15 protein-coding genes and 1 tRNA gene are annotated in these 17,793 nt (G+C 42.5%); 9 read left to right on the top strand and 7 right to left on the bottom strand.

Translation table 11 applies throughout. The features are described from left to right. Positions 1–14: 14 nt before the first annotated feature. The 7 genes from ldpA (at position 15) to ACE1B6_RS01720 (ending at position 7,892) form a co-directional block, all read left to right on the top strand. A complete protein-coding gene (gene ldpA / locus ACE1B6_RS01750) occupies positions 15–1,205 on the top strand; it encodes a circadian clock protein LdpA (RefSeq protein ID WP_413255511.1) in 1,191 nt (396 codons plus the stop codon). A gap of 244 nt (positions 1,206–1,449) precedes the next feature. Continuing rightward, positions 1,450–3,210, top strand: coding sequence for a R3H domain-containing nucleic acid-binding protein (locus ACE1B6_RS01745; protein WP_413255510.1), 1,761 nt, complete (start codon positions 1,450–1,452; stop codon positions 3,208–3,210). A 134-nt stretch (positions 3,211–3,344) separates the two neighbouring features. Continuing rightward, positions 3,345–3,416, top strand: a tRNA-Gln gene (locus ACE1B6_RS01740). Between the two features lie 49 nt (positions 3,417–3,465). Further along, positions 3,466–4,248, top strand: coding sequence for an HAD family hydrolase (locus ACE1B6_RS01735; protein ID WP_413255509.1), 783 nt, complete (start codon positions 3,466–3,468; stop codon positions 4,246–4,248). 18 nt (positions 4,249–4,266) lie between these two features. After that, positions 4,267–4,653 (top strand): nuclear transport factor 2 family protein, encoded by a 387-nt coding sequence (locus ACE1B6_RS01730; RefSeq protein ID WP_413255508.1) that lies wholly within the window; start codon positions 4,267–4,269, stop codon positions 4,651–4,653. 134 nt (positions 4,654–4,787) lie between these two features. Continuing rightward, entirely contained in the window at positions 4,788–6,677 is a 1,890-nt protein-coding gene (locus ACE1B6_RS01725) for an alpha-amylase family glycosyl hydrolase (protein WP_459562957.1), read from the top strand. 12 nt (positions 6,678–6,689) lie between these two features. Next, on the top strand, positions 6,690–7,892 hold the full coding sequence (locus tag ACE1B6_RS01720) for a DNA double-strand break repair nuclease NurA (RefSeq protein ID WP_413255506.1): 1,203 nt from the start codon (positions 6,690–6,692) through the stop codon (positions 7,890–7,892). Positions 7,893–8,074: 182 nt separating this feature from the next. Here ACE1B6_RS01720 and xseB read toward each other — a convergent pair whose 3' ends face one another. Together xseB and xseA are read right to left on the bottom strand one after the other, a co-directional pair. After that, positions 8,075–8,326 (bottom strand): exodeoxyribonuclease VII small subunit, encoded by a 252-nt coding sequence (xseB, locus tag ACE1B6_RS01715; protein ID WP_413255505.1) that lies wholly within the window; start codon positions 8,324–8,326, stop codon positions 8,075–8,077. Between the two features lie 228 nt (positions 8,327–8,554). Next, positions 8,555–9,823 carry an exodeoxyribonuclease VII large subunit gene (gene xseA / locus ACE1B6_RS01710; protein ID WP_413255504.1) on the bottom strand — a complete coding sequence of 423 codons (1,269 nt, stop codon included), beginning with the start codon at positions 9,821–9,823 and terminating at the stop codon, positions 8,555–8,557. 198 nt (positions 9,824–10,021) lie between these two features. Between xseA and recA the strand changes: the two genes are divergently transcribed. Further along, complete coding sequence (recA, locus tag ACE1B6_RS01705) at positions 10,022–11,110, top strand: recombinase RecA (RefSeq protein ID WP_413255503.1); 1,089 nt, start codon at positions 10,022–10,024, stop codon at positions 11,108–11,110. A gap of 59 nt (positions 11,111–11,169) precedes the next feature. Here the strand turns inward: recA and ACE1B6_RS01700 are convergent, their stop codons facing one another. From ACE1B6_RS01700 to ACE1B6_RS01680, 5 genes are all read right to left on the bottom strand, one after another. Beyond that, positions 11,170–11,904: an FHA domain-containing protein gene (locus tag ACE1B6_RS01700; RefSeq protein ID WP_413255502.1), complete on the bottom strand. Its 735-nt coding sequence runs from the start codon at positions 11,902–11,904 to the stop codon at positions 11,170–11,172. A gap of 674 nt (positions 11,905–12,578) precedes the next feature. After that, positions 12,579–13,481, bottom strand: a complete 903-nt coding sequence (locus ACE1B6_RS01695; RefSeq protein WP_413255501.1) for an alpha/beta fold hydrolase — start codon at positions 13,479–13,481, stop codon at positions 12,579–12,581. Positions 13,482–13,649: 168 nt separating this feature from the next. After that, entirely contained in the window at positions 13,650–13,997 is a 348-nt protein-coding gene (locus ACE1B6_RS01690) for a DUF1815 family protein (RefSeq protein ID WP_413255500.1), read from the bottom strand. Between the two features lie 322 nt (positions 13,998–14,319). Next, positions 14,320–14,532, bottom strand: coding sequence for a DUF2839 domain-containing protein (locus ACE1B6_RS01685; RefSeq protein WP_413255499.1), 213 nt, complete (start codon positions 14,530–14,532; stop codon positions 14,320–14,322). 123 nt (positions 14,533–14,655) lie between these two features. After that, a complete protein-coding gene (locus ACE1B6_RS01680) occupies positions 14,656–16,182 on the bottom strand; it encodes an ATP-dependent DNA helicase (RefSeq protein ID WP_413255498.1) in 1,527 nt (508 codons plus the stop codon). A gap of 237 nt (positions 16,183–16,419) precedes the next feature. On the opposite strand from ACE1B6_RS01680, the gene ctpA reads away from it, so the two are divergent. Next, complete coding sequence (ctpA, locus tag ACE1B6_RS01675) at positions 16,420–17,670, top strand: carboxyl-terminal processing protease CtpA (RefSeq protein ID WP_413255497.1); 1,251 nt, start codon at positions 16,420–16,422, stop codon at positions 17,668–17,670. Positions 17,671–17,793: the final 123 nt, after the last annotated feature.

Below are 17,793 nucleotides of genomic sequence, written 5' to 3'. Positions count from 1 at the left end.
ATTACTATATAAGTGTGACTAATAACTTCTCTCCTTTACATTCTCTTCGGGAAGGTCGCTGGTTTAAGTTGATTTGCGGAGCCAGTTTCCAACACCTTCCAGCAGTAAGAAACCTAAGTTTGGTTTACACCTTAGCGGGTGCGGATTGTATTGATGTGGCTGCCGATCCAGCGGTGATTGTGGCGGCGAAAGAGGCGCTGGAGACTGCGCTGAGTTTTGGCGAAGAAGCTCAACGGCGAGGGTTTGGCTTTAAAGGTTTGCCTTTGTTAATGACCAGTTTGAATGATGGGGAAGATCCTCATTTTCGGAAGGCGCAGTTTGATGTTACTGAGTGTCCAACCGAATGTCCCCGTCCTTGTGAAAGTGTTTGTCCGGCGGATGCGATCGTGTTCGATCGCACAAATAATAATTTTTCTGGAGTTTTGGATCAATTATGTTACGGATGTGGTAGATGTATACCAATTTGCCCTAGCAATTTGATTTTCACTCGTGCATACATTTCGACACCGGAGGCTGTAGCACCTTTGGTATTACAAACATCTGTGGACGCTGTGGAAATTCATACCCAGGTTGGTAGGTTGGCAGATTTCCAAAGGTTGTGGAGTGCGATCGCACCCGGGGTAAATAAACTAAAGGTAGTCGCCATTAGTTGTCCCGATGGAGAAGGTCTAATTAACTACCTTTGGGCACTGTACGATTTAATGAAACCTTTGCCTTGTGAGTTAATTTGGCAAACCGATGGTCGTCCCATGAGTGGTGATATTGGTGCGGGAACGACTCATGCTGCCATTAAACTAGGAAAAAAGGTTTTAGCCGCAGGGCTACCCGGATATGTTCAATTAGCAGGAGGTACGAATAACCACACAGTTAGTAAACTAAAAGCAGTCAATCTGCTTAATTCTCAGTTAGGCGATTACTCAGCAAAGATATCCGAAAAACCTAATCCGCAATATTTCCCTAAATCCCAAAACCAAAACTATATTGCTGGGATTGCTTATGGTAGCTTTGCTCGTGTAATGTTATCGCCAATTCTCGATCGGCTAGAAGCCGCAGCCGCTAAAACCGACTCTTTAAGTGCATCGCTTATCTTACCACAACAAAGAGTCAATTTAGAAGATCATCCTGAACTTCTCTGGCAAGCAGTTTCTTTAGCTGATTCCTTAGTTTCCCAAATTAAATCACCTAACCGCGAAAAAGTAGGCTGACAACCGATGAAATTGAAGTATGATTGTAGTATGAAAGTTCATACGCCAAATTCAATAAAGAGGTTCTAAGGTCGAGCTAAGAGCATAATCTGGCATTGTCGGCAAGATTTTTGTACTACAAGCTTGACTAGAGAGATTTGCATTAACAAACAATTCCCTTTATCGCCATTTGCTCATGCCAATCAAGACGATCAATTCCAACGGTACAAGCCAACTGAATCACCAGGCAAATTCAGAATTAACAATGAGTGTTAAAGATGTTACCGTGGGAAAAAAACTGATTACTGACGATCTTCATAAGTTAGTAGAGATTTTGCCAGCAAATATTAGACAGGCTGTGGAGCAGCACCCATTAAAAGATACTTTGGTAGAAGTGGTATTAGATTTGGGGCGGCGACCTGAAGCACGTTTTCCTGGCAAAGCAGATTATCTTTCCGAACAGCCTGTTTCACGGGAAGATTTGAGTTATTGCATTAGTCGGGTAGGGCATTTTAGCGGCGATAACCGAGCAGGCATTGAGCAAACCCTACACCGAATTAGTGGGATTCGCAACCGCACGGATGAGATTATTGGTTTAACTTGCCGTGTGGGTCGGGCGATTTTTGGTACGATCGGCATGATCCGAGACTTGGTAGAAACTGGTCAATCAATTTTGATGCTAGGTCGTCCGGGTGTGGGTAAAACCACTGCTTTGAGAGAAATTGCCCGTGTTTTAGCGGATGAATTAAATAAGCGGGTGGTAATTATTGACACCTCTAACGAAATTGCTGGGGATGGCGATATTCCTCACCCTGCGATTGGAAGGGCGCGACGGATGCAGGTTGCACGTCCAGAATTACAACATCAAGTGATGATTGAGGCGGTAGAAAATCATACGCCAGAAGTGATTGTCATTGATGAAATTGGCACAGAGTTAGAGGCGTTAGCGGCGCGTACCATTGCCGAGAGAGGTGTACAGTTAGTTGGTACGGCTCACGGTAATCGGATTGAAAACTTGATTAAAAACCCTACTTTGTCAGATTTGGTGGGGGGAATTCAAGCTGTTACCTTGGGTGATGAAGAGGCGCGGCGACGGGGTTCGCAAAAGACGGTTTTGGAACGGAAAGCACCGCCAACATTTGAAATTGCGATCGAAATGTTGGAACGGGAACGCTGGGTAGTTCACGAAAGTACTGCGGATACAGTGGATACCTTGCTGCGGGGAAGACAACCGAGTTTGCAAGTGCGAACTGTAAACGAAGCTGGGGAAGTGAAAATTACCAGAGAGTTACCCGTTAATCCGATTTCTTCCCATCAACCTCAGTCTACGCCGACTTGGAAACCTAATGGTTGGCGTGCTTCGGGGCAAATGACTCCGGTTTCTTCAGCTAAAACAGAAGTTTTGCCGGAAAAGCAAAGTTTTGAGCAACTTTTGGATGCTTCTTTCCCGCGCAAGGGTGCTTTTAAGCAAGATTTTGGTTTTGCGGAAGATGAGTTTATGGCGGGTCCGAATGGGGAAGATTTGCCGCTGCATATCTATCCTTATGGGATTAGTCGCCATCAACTCGATCAGGTGATTCAGGTGTTGAAGTTGCCTGTAGTTTTGACTAAAGATTTAGATGGGGCGGATGCGGTTTTGGCGCTGAGATCTCATGTAAAAAATCACTCGAAACTGCGGCAAATCTCGAAGGCGCGTCATATTCCGATTCATACGATTAAGGCGAGCACTGTAGCGGAAATTACTCACGGTTTGCAGCGGATGTTGCATATTGATGTAGGTGAAGTGCTTGATTTACCGGATTTGCGGCTTTTCACTAAGAAAGGCAGCGATGACGAGATTGAGGCGCTGGAAGAGGCGAGATTGGCGGTGGAACAGATTGTAATTCCGAAAGGACAACCTGTGGAGTTGCTACCTCGTTCGGCGACGGTGCGGAAAATGCAGCATGAGTTGGTTGAACATTACCGCTTGCGTTCTTCTAGCTTTGGTGATGAACCTAATCGACGGTTGCGGATTTACCCGGCTTAAGGTTCGTTGAGAACGCTTCAGCGTTAGAACACTGAAGCGTTCTCAACGGACTGAGAAGAAAGTTTAAAAAATTCTTACTTAATTTCTTGACAAAACTAGGTAACTGAGTGTTAAGATAAACAAGGTTAAGTCAATGGGGTGTCGCCAAGTGGTAAGGCACCTGGTTTTGGTCCAGGCATTCCGAGGTTCGAATCCTTGCACCCCAGTTCATCGCCCTCACTTCTAAGTTAGTTAATTTTGAAGGAGGGTATTTTTATGTCTGAATTTAATCCCACTATTTTAGCCCTAGATTTTGATGGGGTTGTTTGTGATGGGCTAATTGAGTATTTTCAGACTTCTTGGCGAAGTTATTGTAAAATCTGGCATCCTGCTGATGAAACGCCTCCAGAGGGTTTGGCGGAAAAGTTTTATCAGTTGCGCCCGGTGATTGAGGTGGGTTGGGAAATGCCGATTTTGTTACGGGCGTTGATTTTGGGTGTTTCGGAAGACAAGATTTGGCGGGATTGGGTAGGTGTGGCGCAGCAGATTACTGGCGAGGAAGGGTTGAAAGCTGCTGAGGTGGGGGCGATTTTGGATGGAGTTAGGGATGAGTGGATTGGTGAGGATTTGGGGGGTTGGTTGGGGTTACATCGGTTTTATCCGGGTGTGATTGAGAGGTTGCGAGGGGCGATCGCTAATTCAGTTAAAATCTACATTATTACTACGAAAGAGGGGCGTTTTGTTCGTCAGTTGTTGGCAGAACAAAGTGTGGAAATCCCGGAAGAACGGATTATTGGAAAGGAGTATAAACGCCCGAAGTATGAGATTTTGCGGGAGTTAATCGCTGCGGGTGGAAGTGCGGTTAATATCTGGTTTGTGGAAGATAGATTGAAGGCGTTGCAGTTGGTAGAACAGGAGTCGGATTTAGTTTCGGTTAGGTTATTTTTGGCTGATTGGGGTTACAATACTCAGCAAATACGCGATTCGATCGCAAATAATAACCGAATTAAGTTGTTGTCGCTTTCTCAATTTACGCAAGATTTTGCGGTTTGGGTTTAATTGTTAGTTGTAAAAATAATGACAGATAGTAATGATGTTTTGGAGGCTAACCAAGCTTTCTATCGCGCTTTTGAAAAGAAGGATATTGAGGCGATGGGTAATGTTTGGTCTAAGGGTGTGGCGACTGTTTGCGTCCATCCTGGTTGGAATGTTTTGCGAGGTTGGAAGGAAATCGGTTACTCTTGGGAGCAAATATTTAAGAATACTAGTTACGTGGAAATTGATGTGGAAATTGTTACTTCGGAAATTCGGGGTGATTTGGCTTATTTGGTGTTGGTGGAAAATGTGTTTCAGGTTTTGGGTGGGAGGAGAACTCAGGCGAAGTCTTTAGCAACTAATATTTTTGAACGGATGGGGCAAAAGTGGTATTTAATTAATCATCATGGTAGTCCGATTATGCGGTAGTTTGAAGTTAAGCTTTTTTTTGAACCACGTTCGCGTAGCGGTGCGTAGCACTTAGACACGAAGGACACGAAGGAAAGAAGAAGAGAAGGGTTATTGCACATTTTTGAGTAGTTGTGAAGTGGAGGTTTAATATGATGGTACAAACTCCTGATTCTCAATTAAAGGTGGATAATACAGCAAAGGCGGCGGCGGGTTTTTATACGGAAGAGGTTACGCCTAGTAAGGTCGCGGATTTTGAGTTTTTGTTTACTCGGGCGATCGAATTTCGTCAGGAAACTATTTATTTTATTATTGTCGATCGCTTTTCCGATGGCGACCCTAATAATAATGTTGGCCCAAATCCTGAACTTTATGATGCTAATCGGAAGCAATGGGGGAAATATTGGGGCGGCGATTTACAAGGGGTTATTGATAAGTTAGATTATTTAAAAAATATGGGTGTAACGGCAATTTGGTTGTCTCCTTTGTTTGAACAAGTGGAGGAGTTACAGGTTGAATTTGCTGCAATGCACGGTTATTGGACTAAGGATTTTAAAAGAATTAATCCCCGTTTGGTTAATAGTAATGAGTCTACTTCTCTGTTTCAATCTAATGTTTTTGATAGGTTGATTGAGGAAATGCACAAGCGGGGAATGAAGCTAATTTTAGATATTGTTTGTAATCATAGTAGTCCAGATGTGAATGGACATAAGGGAGAACTTTATGATGATGGGGTGTTAATTGCTGATTTTTATAATGATGTGAATAATTGGTATTATCACAATGGGGAGATTACTGATTGGAATGATGATTGGCAACTTTTAAATTGCGAACTTTCGGGGTTGGCTACTTTTAATGAAAAGAATATTGAGTATCGTAATTATATAAAATCTGCTATTAAGCAATGGTTGGATCGTGGGGTTGATGCTTTGCGGGTGGATACTGTGAAGCATTTACCTGTTTGGTTTTGGCAAGAGTTTGTTAGCGATATTCAAACTCATAAACCTTCGGTTTTTCTCTTTGGGGAATGGGGTTTTTGTAAACCTTGGGATGGTAAATCTGTTAATTTTACCAATAAGTCGGGAATGTCGATTTTAGACTTTGGTTTTTGTGATGCAATTAGGGCGGCGTTGGCGCACAATAGCGAAGGGGGATTTCATTTAATTGAGGATATGTTGAAGTTTGATGCTTTGTACGATCGCGCTACCGAACTAATAACTTTTATCGATAATCATGATATGCCACGATTTCAAAGTTTGAATCCTGACCCGGAAATTTTGAGATTGGCAGTTAATTTAATTATGACTTCTCGTGGTATTCCTTGTATTTATTATGGTACGGAACAGTATCTTTATAATAATATAAATGGTGGCAACGATCCATACAATCGCCCAATGATGGAAAAGTGGGATATGGATACGCAAATTTATCAAGATTTGCAGATGTTATCGAAATTAAGAAGAATAAATCCGGCGGTTTCTCTGGGAAGTCAGGTACAAAAATATATTACTCCTGATGTGTATTGTTATGTGCGTCGTTACAGAGATTCGCGCTGTTTTGTAGCGATGAATAAGGGCGATTATGTAAAGATTGATATTCCTTCTACTGATTTGGAAGATGGGGAATATATTTGTATTTTAACAGGTCGGCAATTTGAGGTTAAACATGGTCAATTGTTGGGTTTGGAATTGAAAAGAAAAGAGATGATTATCCTGAGTTATTTGGGCGATCGCGTTAAAGGAAAAACTATTGTCAGAGCCCAATTAAATGGTGTACAAACTAGACTTGGGGAAACTATTGTGGTGACAGGAGATTGTCCTGAGTTGGGGAATTGGGATATTAGTAAAGCTTACCCATTGGAGTATATTAATCCTAATACTTGGTTTGCAGAAATTCCGTTTAATGAGAGTGCGGGAAAGGCGATCGCATACAAGTATGCAATGTGGCGAGATAACCAAGAACCTGTGCGGGAAAATTTGGTTAACCGTCGCTGGATTTTAGTTCCTGAAGGTACGGTAAAATGGCAAGATAATTGGGTTCATTAAGGATTTAGAGTTATGCTAGATCTGATGAAGATTGCGCGACAAATGCAAGGTTTAAGCGAACACTTAGCGGCGGAAAGTGTTGCTAGTCGCCAACGGTTAGAGATAGCGCAAAAGTTGATGGTGGAGGCGACTGCTAGACAGCAAGAGTTGGTGGAAATTCAGGAAAGATGGCGCGATCGCTTTATTTTTTCTGTACCAACTCCAGTGGAACCTTTAAGTAGTTGTATTGATATTCCTGTTCCGCCAAAAGTTCACACGGTTATTGCTACAGATGGTTCGCAAATTTCACCAAGTCACCACGAAATTGCCTATTGTTATTTAATAAATATTGGGCGTGTGGTGTTTCATTATGGACAAGGAAGATACCCTTTATTAGATAGTTTACCGGAAGTTTTTTACCGACCTGAAGATTTGTATGTTTCCCGTCAATGGGGAATTCGAGTTGAAGAATGGATGGGGTATCGGCGGACTGTTTCGGAAGCGATCGCTTTAGCAGAATTAGTTACAAGTTGGGTACAATCTCAAAAAGAGGGAAATTTTCAAGTTCCGACTTTGGCGATGGTGGATGGTTCGTTAATTTATTGGTTTTTGGAAAGTTTACCTGGGGATGCTTGCGATCGTATTTTACCGCCAATTTTAGAAGCTTGGGAACAAATTCGGTTAGCGGAAGTTCCGCTTATAGGTTATATTAGTGCGTCTCGAAGTACGGAAAGTTTGAATTTACTTCGCTTACAAGCTTGTCCTCATTCTACTCCAAATTGTGTGGTTAATTGCGGTGATGCGGATGAGAAAAAACCGCCTTGTCAAGTTTTTGATAATTTGCGAGATCCCCCATTTTGGTTGTCTATTTTAAAACCTGGACAACGTACTCCTTTATGGAAAAGTACGATGCGAATTTTAAATTTATATGGGGAAAGTCAGACAATTTATTTTTGTTATGTTCACGTGGGAAGTGAAATTGCTAGAGTAGAATTTCCCGCTTGGGTAGCAGAAAATTCTACTTTATTGGATCGAGCTTTAAGTTTAATGTTGGGACAAATTCAAAAAGGTTATGGTTATCCGATATCGTTGTCGGAAGCGCATAATCATGCGGTAGTTAAGGGGGACGATCGCGCCCGTTTCTTTGCTTTTTTGGAACAACAAATGATTAAAGCTGGATTGAAAAATGTGGGAATTTCTTATAAGGAAACTCGCAAGCGGGGTAGTATTGCTTAGGTTTTTTTACCACAGATTTCCACAGATTTCCACAGATGAACACAGATGGTTTATTGAGATTTTGGGTTGAGATGCGAGTTCTTTTTTTTAACGCAGATTAACCGCAGATGAACGCAGATGAACGCAGATGTTACTGTTAGCTTTTTTGTTGGGTAATGAGATATGGGAAAGTTCTTTTGGGTTTAGAAACTCTCTGCTTCCTCTTCCAATGTTTCGATTAGTAAATTAACTTTTTGCTTCTTTTGTGCCAAAAAATTCTGACATTTAAGTAATGCTTCAACAGCGATCGCAAACTCATCAAACACTTCCCCCAACTCCAACTCCCCCGACTCTATTTCCGCAACTATTTCCTCAACTCTCGCTACAGTTTCCTCATAATTAAAACCCTGTTGCAGCAAAACCTCTTCCGACTCTTTCCGAATAGACTTACTCATCAAAAAACCTCTTTCTTCTCTTCTCTTCGTGTCCTTCGTGTCTTCGTGGTTCAATAAAAAAATACCTTGCAAAAGTCCCAAAATTTTCTTTTTTAAACGCAGATGAAAGCAGATAAACGCAGATGAAAGCAGATGAAATAATTATATACTTAGACCTTTGCCAGAGACTTTCATTATTAGAAAAACTACTCTTCCCCAGTCCCCAGTCCCTAGTCCCCAGTCCCCAAATTACCCTCTGCGTCCTCTGCGTCTCTGCGGTTTCAAATCTTCTAAAACCTCTCGCACCTCAACCTTAACCTTTCCCTTCCCCAACTGAATCAATAACTCCTCCCCAACCTGCAAATTCTCATCAGATTTTACAATACCTCCCGCTTGATTTCTCACCACAGCATAACCTCTTTGTAAAACCGACTTTGGATCTAAACTTGCCAACTTTTGCTGTAATAATTGACAACGCTGATTAGCTGCTTCAAATTGTTGATTTGTTGATTGAATTAACCTTTGCTGCAACCAAGAAAGCGATCGCCCTTTCTCCTCAACAAATCGATCGATCCGCAAACGCCGCAACCGATTTTTTAATAATAAAACTCGACTCTCTTCCCTTTCAACTTGCCGATTAATCACCTTTCGTAAATGCAAAACTCTTTCTTGATGCTCAATAATTAAATCATCTAATCTGGGAACCACCTTTTCCGCTGCTGCTGTGGGAGTGTGGGCGGCAAAATCAGCTGCTAAATCTGCCAAAGATTCATCTCTTTCATGCCCAATTCCTGTGACAATGGGGATGGAAGAAAAGGCGATCGCTCTCACCACTCTTTCATCATTAAAACAAGCTAAATCTTCAACTGAACCACCACCACGCCCCAAAATTATCACTTCGGCTCGATCGTCTTTTTCAACTCTGGCGATCGCCGCTACAATCGAATCTGGTGCTTGTTCCCCTTGGACGATCGCCGGAGACAACAATACCTGCAAACCAGGATAACGCTGTTTCAAAGTCTTTTGAATATCACCCCAAGCAGCAGCTTGCGGCGAAGTGACAACGGCTATAGTTTGGGGATGGGGAGGAAGCGATCGTTTTCTTGTCGCATCAAACAACCCTTCCGCTTGCAAACGGTTTCGCAACTGCTGCAAGCGTAACGCCTGTAAACCTTCCCCTGCTGGTAAAGTTTGGAAAACTCGCAGTTGATACTCTCCTCGCTGACGAAATAAAGTTAAACTACCCAAAACTAGGACTTGTTCGCCTTTTTTGGGCATTTGCACCAACTCTCTCACCAAATTACCCCAAACTACGCAGCGAATCGAGGCGTTACCTTCCGAATCTTGCAGGGTGAAAAATAACCCTTTAGAATGTGGGCTAGCACTGGAAACTTCGCCATATACCCAAACCTGTGTCAGATTTGCGTCTTCTTCCAACAACTCTTTAATGTAGTCGGTGATTCCACCTACAGATAAGGCTGTGTCTAATATGAGATGATGGGAAAGGTAAGAACTCATCAGCAGTTTACTCAAGAGGGTAACTTAAAAAAGCTTAAAGCACTAAATTCGGCTGGGATGCTAGACTCCCATTAACTATTTAGATTAATCAAACTTGGACGTTCTGAACGGGAAAATCTAAACTAGAATAGTATATCTGTTCTAGTCGAAAGTTCCAGACCAACAGTTTTTAAACCTCCTAACCCTAGAGGCGCGGTAATGGCTATTGCATCAAATGATATGGCTGGTAAGGAAAAAGCCCTAAACCTAGTACTGAAACAAATAGAGAGTCAGTTTGGTAAAGGGGCGATCGTCCGTTTGGGAGATGCTACTCGGATGAGAGTGGAAACCATCCCCAGCGGTTCGTTAACGTTAGACTTGGCTTTGGGTGGCGGTTTACCCAAAGGGCGGGTAATTGAAATATATGGACCCGAAAGTTCTGGGAAAACTACGGTGGCGCTACACGCGATCGCAGAAATTCAAAAAATGGGTGGCGTAGCAGCATTTGTAGACGCTGAACACGCTCTCGATCCCACCTACGCGGCGGCGCTAGGCGTGGATATTGAAAATTTACTCGTTTCGCAACCCGACACTGGTGAAGCGGGCTTAGAAATCGTCGATCAGTTAGTGCGATCGGCAGCAGTTGATATTGTAGTAGTAGACTCAGTAGCGGCTTTAGTACCCCGCGCCGAAATTGAAGGCGACATGGGCGATGCTCACGTAGGTTTACAAGCTCGCTTAATGAGCCAAGCTTTACGGAAAATTACTGGTAACATCGGTAAATCTGGCTGTACCGTAATTTTCCTCAACCAGTTACGGCAAAAGATCGGCGTTACTTATGGTAATCCCGAAACTACTACTGGTGGTAATGCGCTGAAGTTTTACGCTTCTGTCAGACTTGACATTCGGCGGATTCAAACTCTGAAGAAAGGTACTGACGAGTTTGGAATTCGGGTTAAGGTTAAAGTTGCCAAAAACAAGGTTGCGCCTCCTTTCCGTATTGCCGAGTTTGACATCATCTTTGGCAAAGGTATTTCTACAATGGGCTGTATTGTAGATATTGCGGAGGAAACTGGTGTAGTTAACCGCAAAGGTGCTTGGTACAGCTACAAGGGCGACAATATCGGTCAAGGTCGAGATAATACTATTAAGTATTTGGATGAAAATTCGGAACTGGCGCAAAAAATCCAGCAAGAAATTCGGGAAAAACTCGAATTAGGTGCGGTTGTCTCTGCTAACTCAGTGGCGCACCCAAACGATATTGAGGAAGACGATGAGGTTGTTGATGTTGATGTAGACGAGGAATAACCCTCTTCAATGCCTAACAGGAGAGACAGGAATTGCTATTTCACTCTCCTGTTTTTTGTTCAATTTTGGATGGAGGATGAAGTTTGACGACTGGTGAGAAAGCGATCGAGAATTTCCGAACGTTGAGTTGGGGTTAAATTAAGCAATGTAGATTCGCAAGTTTGCTTTTCCACAAAGGGTTTTTTCCTTTCATGACTCGATGTATCTTGATTCTGCTCATGTGAATTCCCTTCCTCTATCTTCGCTGGTGGATAGTTCGGTGTGGGCGGCGCAGAATAAGTTGGTGGCACGTTCATTTGTGCTACTATTTCTGAGGATATTGGCTCCAACTTTTGCGCTGTTTCCGCTAGGAAAAAGGAAATAGCTAAGCTTCCTAAACGAATTTGATCGCCATCTCTGAGTAGTTGACGATGGAAAACTGGTTCCCCATTGATAAATGACCCATTGGTGCTATTAAGATCTATTAAGTAGAACCCTTCGTTTTCTACATATTGAATTGCTGCATGATGCCGGGAAATCCATTGATCTCTTAATGTTAAGGCTAAACGGCGATCGCGTCCAATCATCCAAATTTTTTGTGGCTGGAACAGTTTTTGCGTTTTTCCATTCACCAAGTTAGTGAGTAGATAAACTTCTCGTTCCTGTACAACGCCCTGCACATAACTGGGGATTCTACTGCTTAAATAGGGAAATGACACATTCTCTAATTGGAGAATCTCATCCAGTAGACCACGATTATGTTCGTAAATCTTGAGAAACACTTGGTATAGGCCAAGGCGTTTTTCTAGTTCCATAATTTTAAAGGACTCAGATTATAGTAACTGCATCCCTGTTGACGCACCCAGATTAACCGTCATGTTTCAGATATTCAATCTGAGATTACACTCAGGGAACTCTTTGTTTAATGCTGTGTTTGGCTGTATATTAAATTGGCTTCTGCTAAAAGGCTGGTGCAGATTAAGGCTCACTGGCAAACTAAGTATTAGACTACCTATTGCTGTTCTTTTACTTTTAATATATACCAAGCAACTTCCTTTCTCCTAGAGTAGTAATTTAACTCTGTACTTTTAATTGTTACAAATTTAAGGTACAGTACGGAGGCTTATTTTTTCGGTAGAAGCATAACCTTAATATTTCGCCTATATCTAAAGTAATATTTTTTCGATTTTTTTGATACCCGCAAATTTACGGAAAAGAGAATTTTTAATTTGCAATCATATTATTTATTTACAATGTTTGACTATCAGTAATTTTATAAAATATTTATTAAGATTAATAGGATTTACTTATGCTCGATCGAAATCAAAGATAATAGTAGTTAACAACCGTTTAATTAAGCTAAATGATGCAGATAAGAGCCAAAGCCAATTTTCAATGAAAAGCCTCAAAACTCTGCATTTTTTCAGATTTTATGCCTAAAAAAACTGAGCTTTTGCTCAGTTTTTCTCAAATCTAATTTGAAAAAAGTTTATCTTTTCTTGACCAAAACTTTTTCTGATGAACGCAAAAAGTTTAACAATTCTCTGTTTACTGTCTGGGGCGCTTCTTGCTGAATCCAATGTCCGCAATTAGGAACCAATTTGAGTTGAAAGGGGGCGGCAATTAATTGGTCTAAACCTTGGGTAAGTTTCTTACTCAAGAAAGAGTCTTCTTCACCCCAAAGTACTAAGGTGGGAACTGTGACTAATTTAGTTTGTCCTTCCCAACTTTGTAACCAAGCTTGGGGTGAGAGCATTTGACGATAATAATTAATTGCAGCTGTTAAAACACGGGGTTTTGCTAAAGCATTTTGGTAAATATTCATGACTTCCGTCGTGAAGGCTGCTTTGCGAATGGCGTGTTCTCGAAACAGATTTTGAACGAAACCTTTCAAGTTATGTTGAATTAACCACTCTGGGAGAGCAGGGATTTGAAATAATAGGAGAAACCAGCTGCGCCGCAATTGGTCGATGTTACCGATTAAATCTTTGACGAATTGTTGTGGGTGAGGTGCATTAAGAATCGCTAATCGATCGATATATTCAGGAAACTTCTGCGCTAAGTGCCAAGCAATCACTCCACCCCAATCATGTCCTACTATGTGAGCGCGAGTTTTCCCAAAACGCTCAATTAAACCACAAATATCTGCGCTTAGTGTATCTAAATCGTAGCCACTCGCTGGCTTATCCGAGTAGTTGTAACCTCGTAGGTCTGGAACCACAACTTTAAAGTAACGCCCTAAAGCAGGAATTTGGTGTCGCCACGAGTACCAAAACTCTGGAAACCCATGCAAAAGAATTACTAATTCTCCTTCACCTTGGGTTACGCAGTGCAAGCGAATGTCATTAGTCTCTACAAAATGGTGTTGCCATCCCGAATCAAGCGCGATCATATTAAACAGCAAGCTAAAGGTGACTATGGAACTAACATCTCAATTTTTAGCTTAACAGTTCTGCGAGTCTGAGGTAGTAGTTTCAGCATCCAGCCTGCAAAAGCTAAACTTTGACGGTGTAAAGTTCTGGTTCACCTAAGCCTTCTTCCTGCTTTATTGTTTATCTGCTTAGATTGCTTGTGCTACCGCAGCAGTGTAGGAAGAAGTGGATTCGGGTTGATATTTGAGTAAGTTGGCGAGTTCCTGTAGCTGAGCGATCGCTTCTGCGCCCTCTAGCTTCATTAATTCGCGATCGTCCCGCATCTCTGTCCAAGTGATGCCATAGTCTGACACTAAAAATCTAATCAGGTGATTATCTCCCAAGCTGACCATAAAAGATGCGCTAGTCATCTGATCGCCACAAGTGTAACAAGAAGCTAAATAGCCTTTCCGTTCCAGTACGATCGCCAGTGCTTGAAGATTCATCACCAGATCTTGAACAAACTGCGAGTGTTGTTTTGCAAGTCTGATAAACACTGTTATCCTCCAGCCACCACACCTAATTTTAGATCTATTTTAGATTTTCTTAACATTTTCTCCAATGTACTCCAGATTACGAATTTCAACTAACTTTCCTCCTCAATCACGAATAGCTCTGTTTGTAAGTTAACTGACGGATTTTTTTTCGGTCGTATCAAGAGCGACATTCCCAGATGAGTCACAGTAATGCTAGACGTTTTCACTTCAGATAAAGTTCATTCTTGAGGGATAGTTCGATCTCCGATGTCAAGAAAACTTAACTTGGTTTGTTGTCTAAAATACGAACTACAGATCTAAGAAGCGGAACCCCTGACAAAACTTAGTTAACTTGCCACAAACCCAAAGCGGGGCCAATGAACCGGATACCAAGCCAACAAACAATCAAAATGCCAATTCCGATCCATGAGCCTCTGGTCGTCCAGTTGACAAATTGTTGTGCTTGCGATTTAGTAATGGGAAACCAGGGAACAATGTACGATTCCTTGCCGTATTTTTCCCCTAGTGCTTCCTTACGTCTTTTTGCTTCACCCATAATTGCTCGCTCCACGAGAGCTATTCTTTGGCTTAATGATAACCTTTATTGACTTTGACAAGCTTTGTGCTTGACAAAACTATTATTATACAGATTTTACAGTGTCCATACCTAACTTTAAACTCAAGAGAACAAGTTGGGATCGAGGTAATTAATCCGAGCGAAAGGACTTAAAGCGGTGAGTACTTGTTGACCGTAGCTGCGGTGAATGGTGCGGCTGTCGAGTAAAGCGACTACTCCTTGGGTGGTGCGAACAGGTGCGATCGCTCGTTGTAAAACATTCAAAGCTTCCGGCAATAAATATAAGCGGAACCAATCTTGACGCTGTTGCTTATAATACGCAACACGACCAGCCACCAAGGGATTTTCTAAAGAGGAAATGGGTAAAGTGGCAATCAGCAACAGATGAGGCGCGGGTAAAACATCCTGGTGTTCCAGCCAAAATTCCCAGCCAGTAACTAAAATCCCATTGTCATCCAAACAAGTTTTTTCCACCTGTACCCGCGAACCAAACTCAGCGGCAATTTCCGCGCCAACTTGAGCTTTTAGCGGCACATCACTAACTAAAAGTACCGTTAGTCCTTCCACAACCGTACTAACAACTAAGAACCTGCGAATTTCTTGTAGTAACGCAGCTTGAAACTGAGGAGTATTCGGCATGGGAAAACTATCTGGCACATAAAGCTGAATTAACTCGTTATGTCGATCCAAAGCAAACTTCAAGCAAGTTAAATCTCCCAATCCTAACTGCTGACGATAGATTGGTGCTTCAGCTTCCAACTCCAAAGCGCCACCAATCAAAACCACAGGTTGTTCTAACCAGATTGGTTTGAGAGTGGAAGAAACTGCTAAAGGACTACCGTAGATGGTAAACAAACCTTGAGTGCGGGCAATTTGCGCCCAATACATTTGTCCAGGGGTGTGAAATCGCTGACAAAATAGCTGCCAGTTAGCTGGCAAACTGGAAAATGTTGCTGCCTCTTCCTGGTCTAAACTTAAAACAGCAAACAGATGACTAAAAATCTGTGTTTCCGTGGCTTCCAACAAATAGCATTCGTAGGGATTAGGCGGATGCTGGAAAATTTCCTTAGTTAGTGACACCTTAGCATCTCGGATCGCCTCAATGCGGCGGGGAAAAGCTTGGATCAACTCTTCCCAATCGCCAGGAGTAATGGTTACAGTTAACTGTTGGCGCGTCCAAGATTCCAGATCGTCGATCCCATCGAGGATTGTGGGGATTCCATGACCAAATTTAGTTTTTGTGGTGAGGCGATCGTTCAACCAAGCACTTGGCGAAGTCAGCAACAACCCAGCAAAATTAGGATCGGGGAGAGCATCACCAACAAAAATTTCCTTTTCAGTACTTACCCAGCCTTTTAATTGGGGAATTTCCACCTTGAGAAGTCGCTGTTGTACTGCTTCTGTTGCTACGACAATTACTGGCCCAGACCACATTAAAGCTGGTGCTAGGTAACTTAGACGATAGCGAACATTTACCGAAGTGGGTGCTCCCACTTGAATCAAAGCACTTCTTTCCAATCGTAAGGCGCGTGCCACCAGTCTAGCCATCGTTAAATGGTGGGGCCAGTATGTCTCTTTGCACTCTCTAAGAAATGCTCTCAGTGAATTATGGACTTCTACCTCAATCATGTCGATTTTAGAATTTAAATTTTTAGATTTGCGATTTTCTCCTTTGCCCATCTCACAGGGGTTGGTTGTTAGGGGTTAGGGGGTAGGGGCGGAATTTGCCCCTGTCCTCTAAATCCTATCCCCTATCATTTGTACCCCTAGCCCCTAGTTCTTTTTGCCCCCTCTCCTCCCTTGTCGTTTCCTAACAGTGGGTTTTTTCGCTAGATTTTTATAAAATAATGTTTAAAATTCTTGCCTATGAAAAACCGTTGTTTGCGAATTGTTCTTTTACTGATTCTGTCACTTATTTTGGGACTGGGTTGGTGGGTTCCGTCTGCTACGGCTGATACTGAAAACCAAAAGCTAGTAGCAGAAGTATGGCGCATTGTCAATCAATCATACGTGGATGAGACATTTAATCATCAAAATTGGTGGTTAGTACGGCAAAAAGCCCTAAAACAATACATCAAGAACCGAGAAGAAACTTACTCTGTGATTGGCAAGATGTTAGCTAGTTTAGACGATCCGTTCACGCGGCATCTTCAGCCTAGTCAATACCGTAATTTACAGGTTTCTACTTCTGGGGAACTTACAGGAGTTGGACTCCAGATTGCCTTGGATGAAGAAACAGGGGTTTTGCAGGTAGTAACGCCGATCGCGGGATCGCCAGCCCAAAAAGCTGGTATTAAACCTGGGGATCGAATTTTAAAAATCGATGGCGTTTCTACTACTGAGTTTACTTTAGATGAGGCTGCGGCTCAGATGCGTGGCCCGATGGGTAGTCAAGTAGTGTTGACTGTGGCAGGGCGAGAGTCAGAGACTCAAGAAGTTACACTAGTGCGCGATCGGATTGCTTTAAATCCAGTAATTGCCCAATTGCGTTCTTCACCGGGAAGCGTCCCTGTGGGCTATATTCGCCTAAACCAATTCAATGGTAACGCGGTAGCAGAAGTAGCTCATGCGATCTCTGGCTTAGAGAAACAAGGTGCAGATGCCTATATTCTAGATTTGCGAAATAATCCCGGTGGATTATTGCAAGCCGGAATTGAAATTGCCCGTTTTTGGCTGGATCGAGGTACGATCGTTTACACCGTGAATCGTCAAGGCATAATTGGCAGCTTTGAAGCCACAAATGCCGCATTGACGAACGATCCTTTAGTTGTTTTGGTAAATCGGGGTACTGCCAGTGCTAGTGAAATTCTCGCTGGTGCTTTACAAGACAATCAACGTGCCCAAATCGTCGGGGAAAAAACTTTTGGTAAAGGTTTAATTCAATCATTGTTTGATTTGTCTGATGGTTCCGGTTTAGCGGTGACAGTCGCTAAATACGAAACTCCTAATCATCATGACATTAACAAGCTAGGAATTACTCCCGATCGCCTAATCAGTTGGGAACCTACAGCTTTTGACCAAGTTGCCACAGAAGTAGATCAACAATATAAAACCGCTTTAGAAATCTTGACTAATACTTCAGTTGTGGCAAATGCACCTTTAGGGGATAGGGGTTAGAGGGTAGGGGTTAGGGAAAATGCCATTCTCCAACCCCCAACCCCCGATCAAAGCAGGGGAGGAGGTAAAAGTTTTAACTTTTGAATTTTGAATTTTGAATTTTCCTTGCCTCTGCCCCCTACC

This window comes from Floridaenema fluviatile BLCC-F154 (assembly GCF_041929135.1).
GTDB classification, from domain to species: domain Bacteria; phylum Cyanobacteriota; class Cyanobacteriia; order Cyanobacteriales; family Aerosakkonemataceae; genus Floridanema; species Floridanema fluviatile.
The sequence above is the reverse complement of the archived record's forward strand: the minus strand, read 5'-3'. Positions and strand labels throughout refer to the sequence as shown.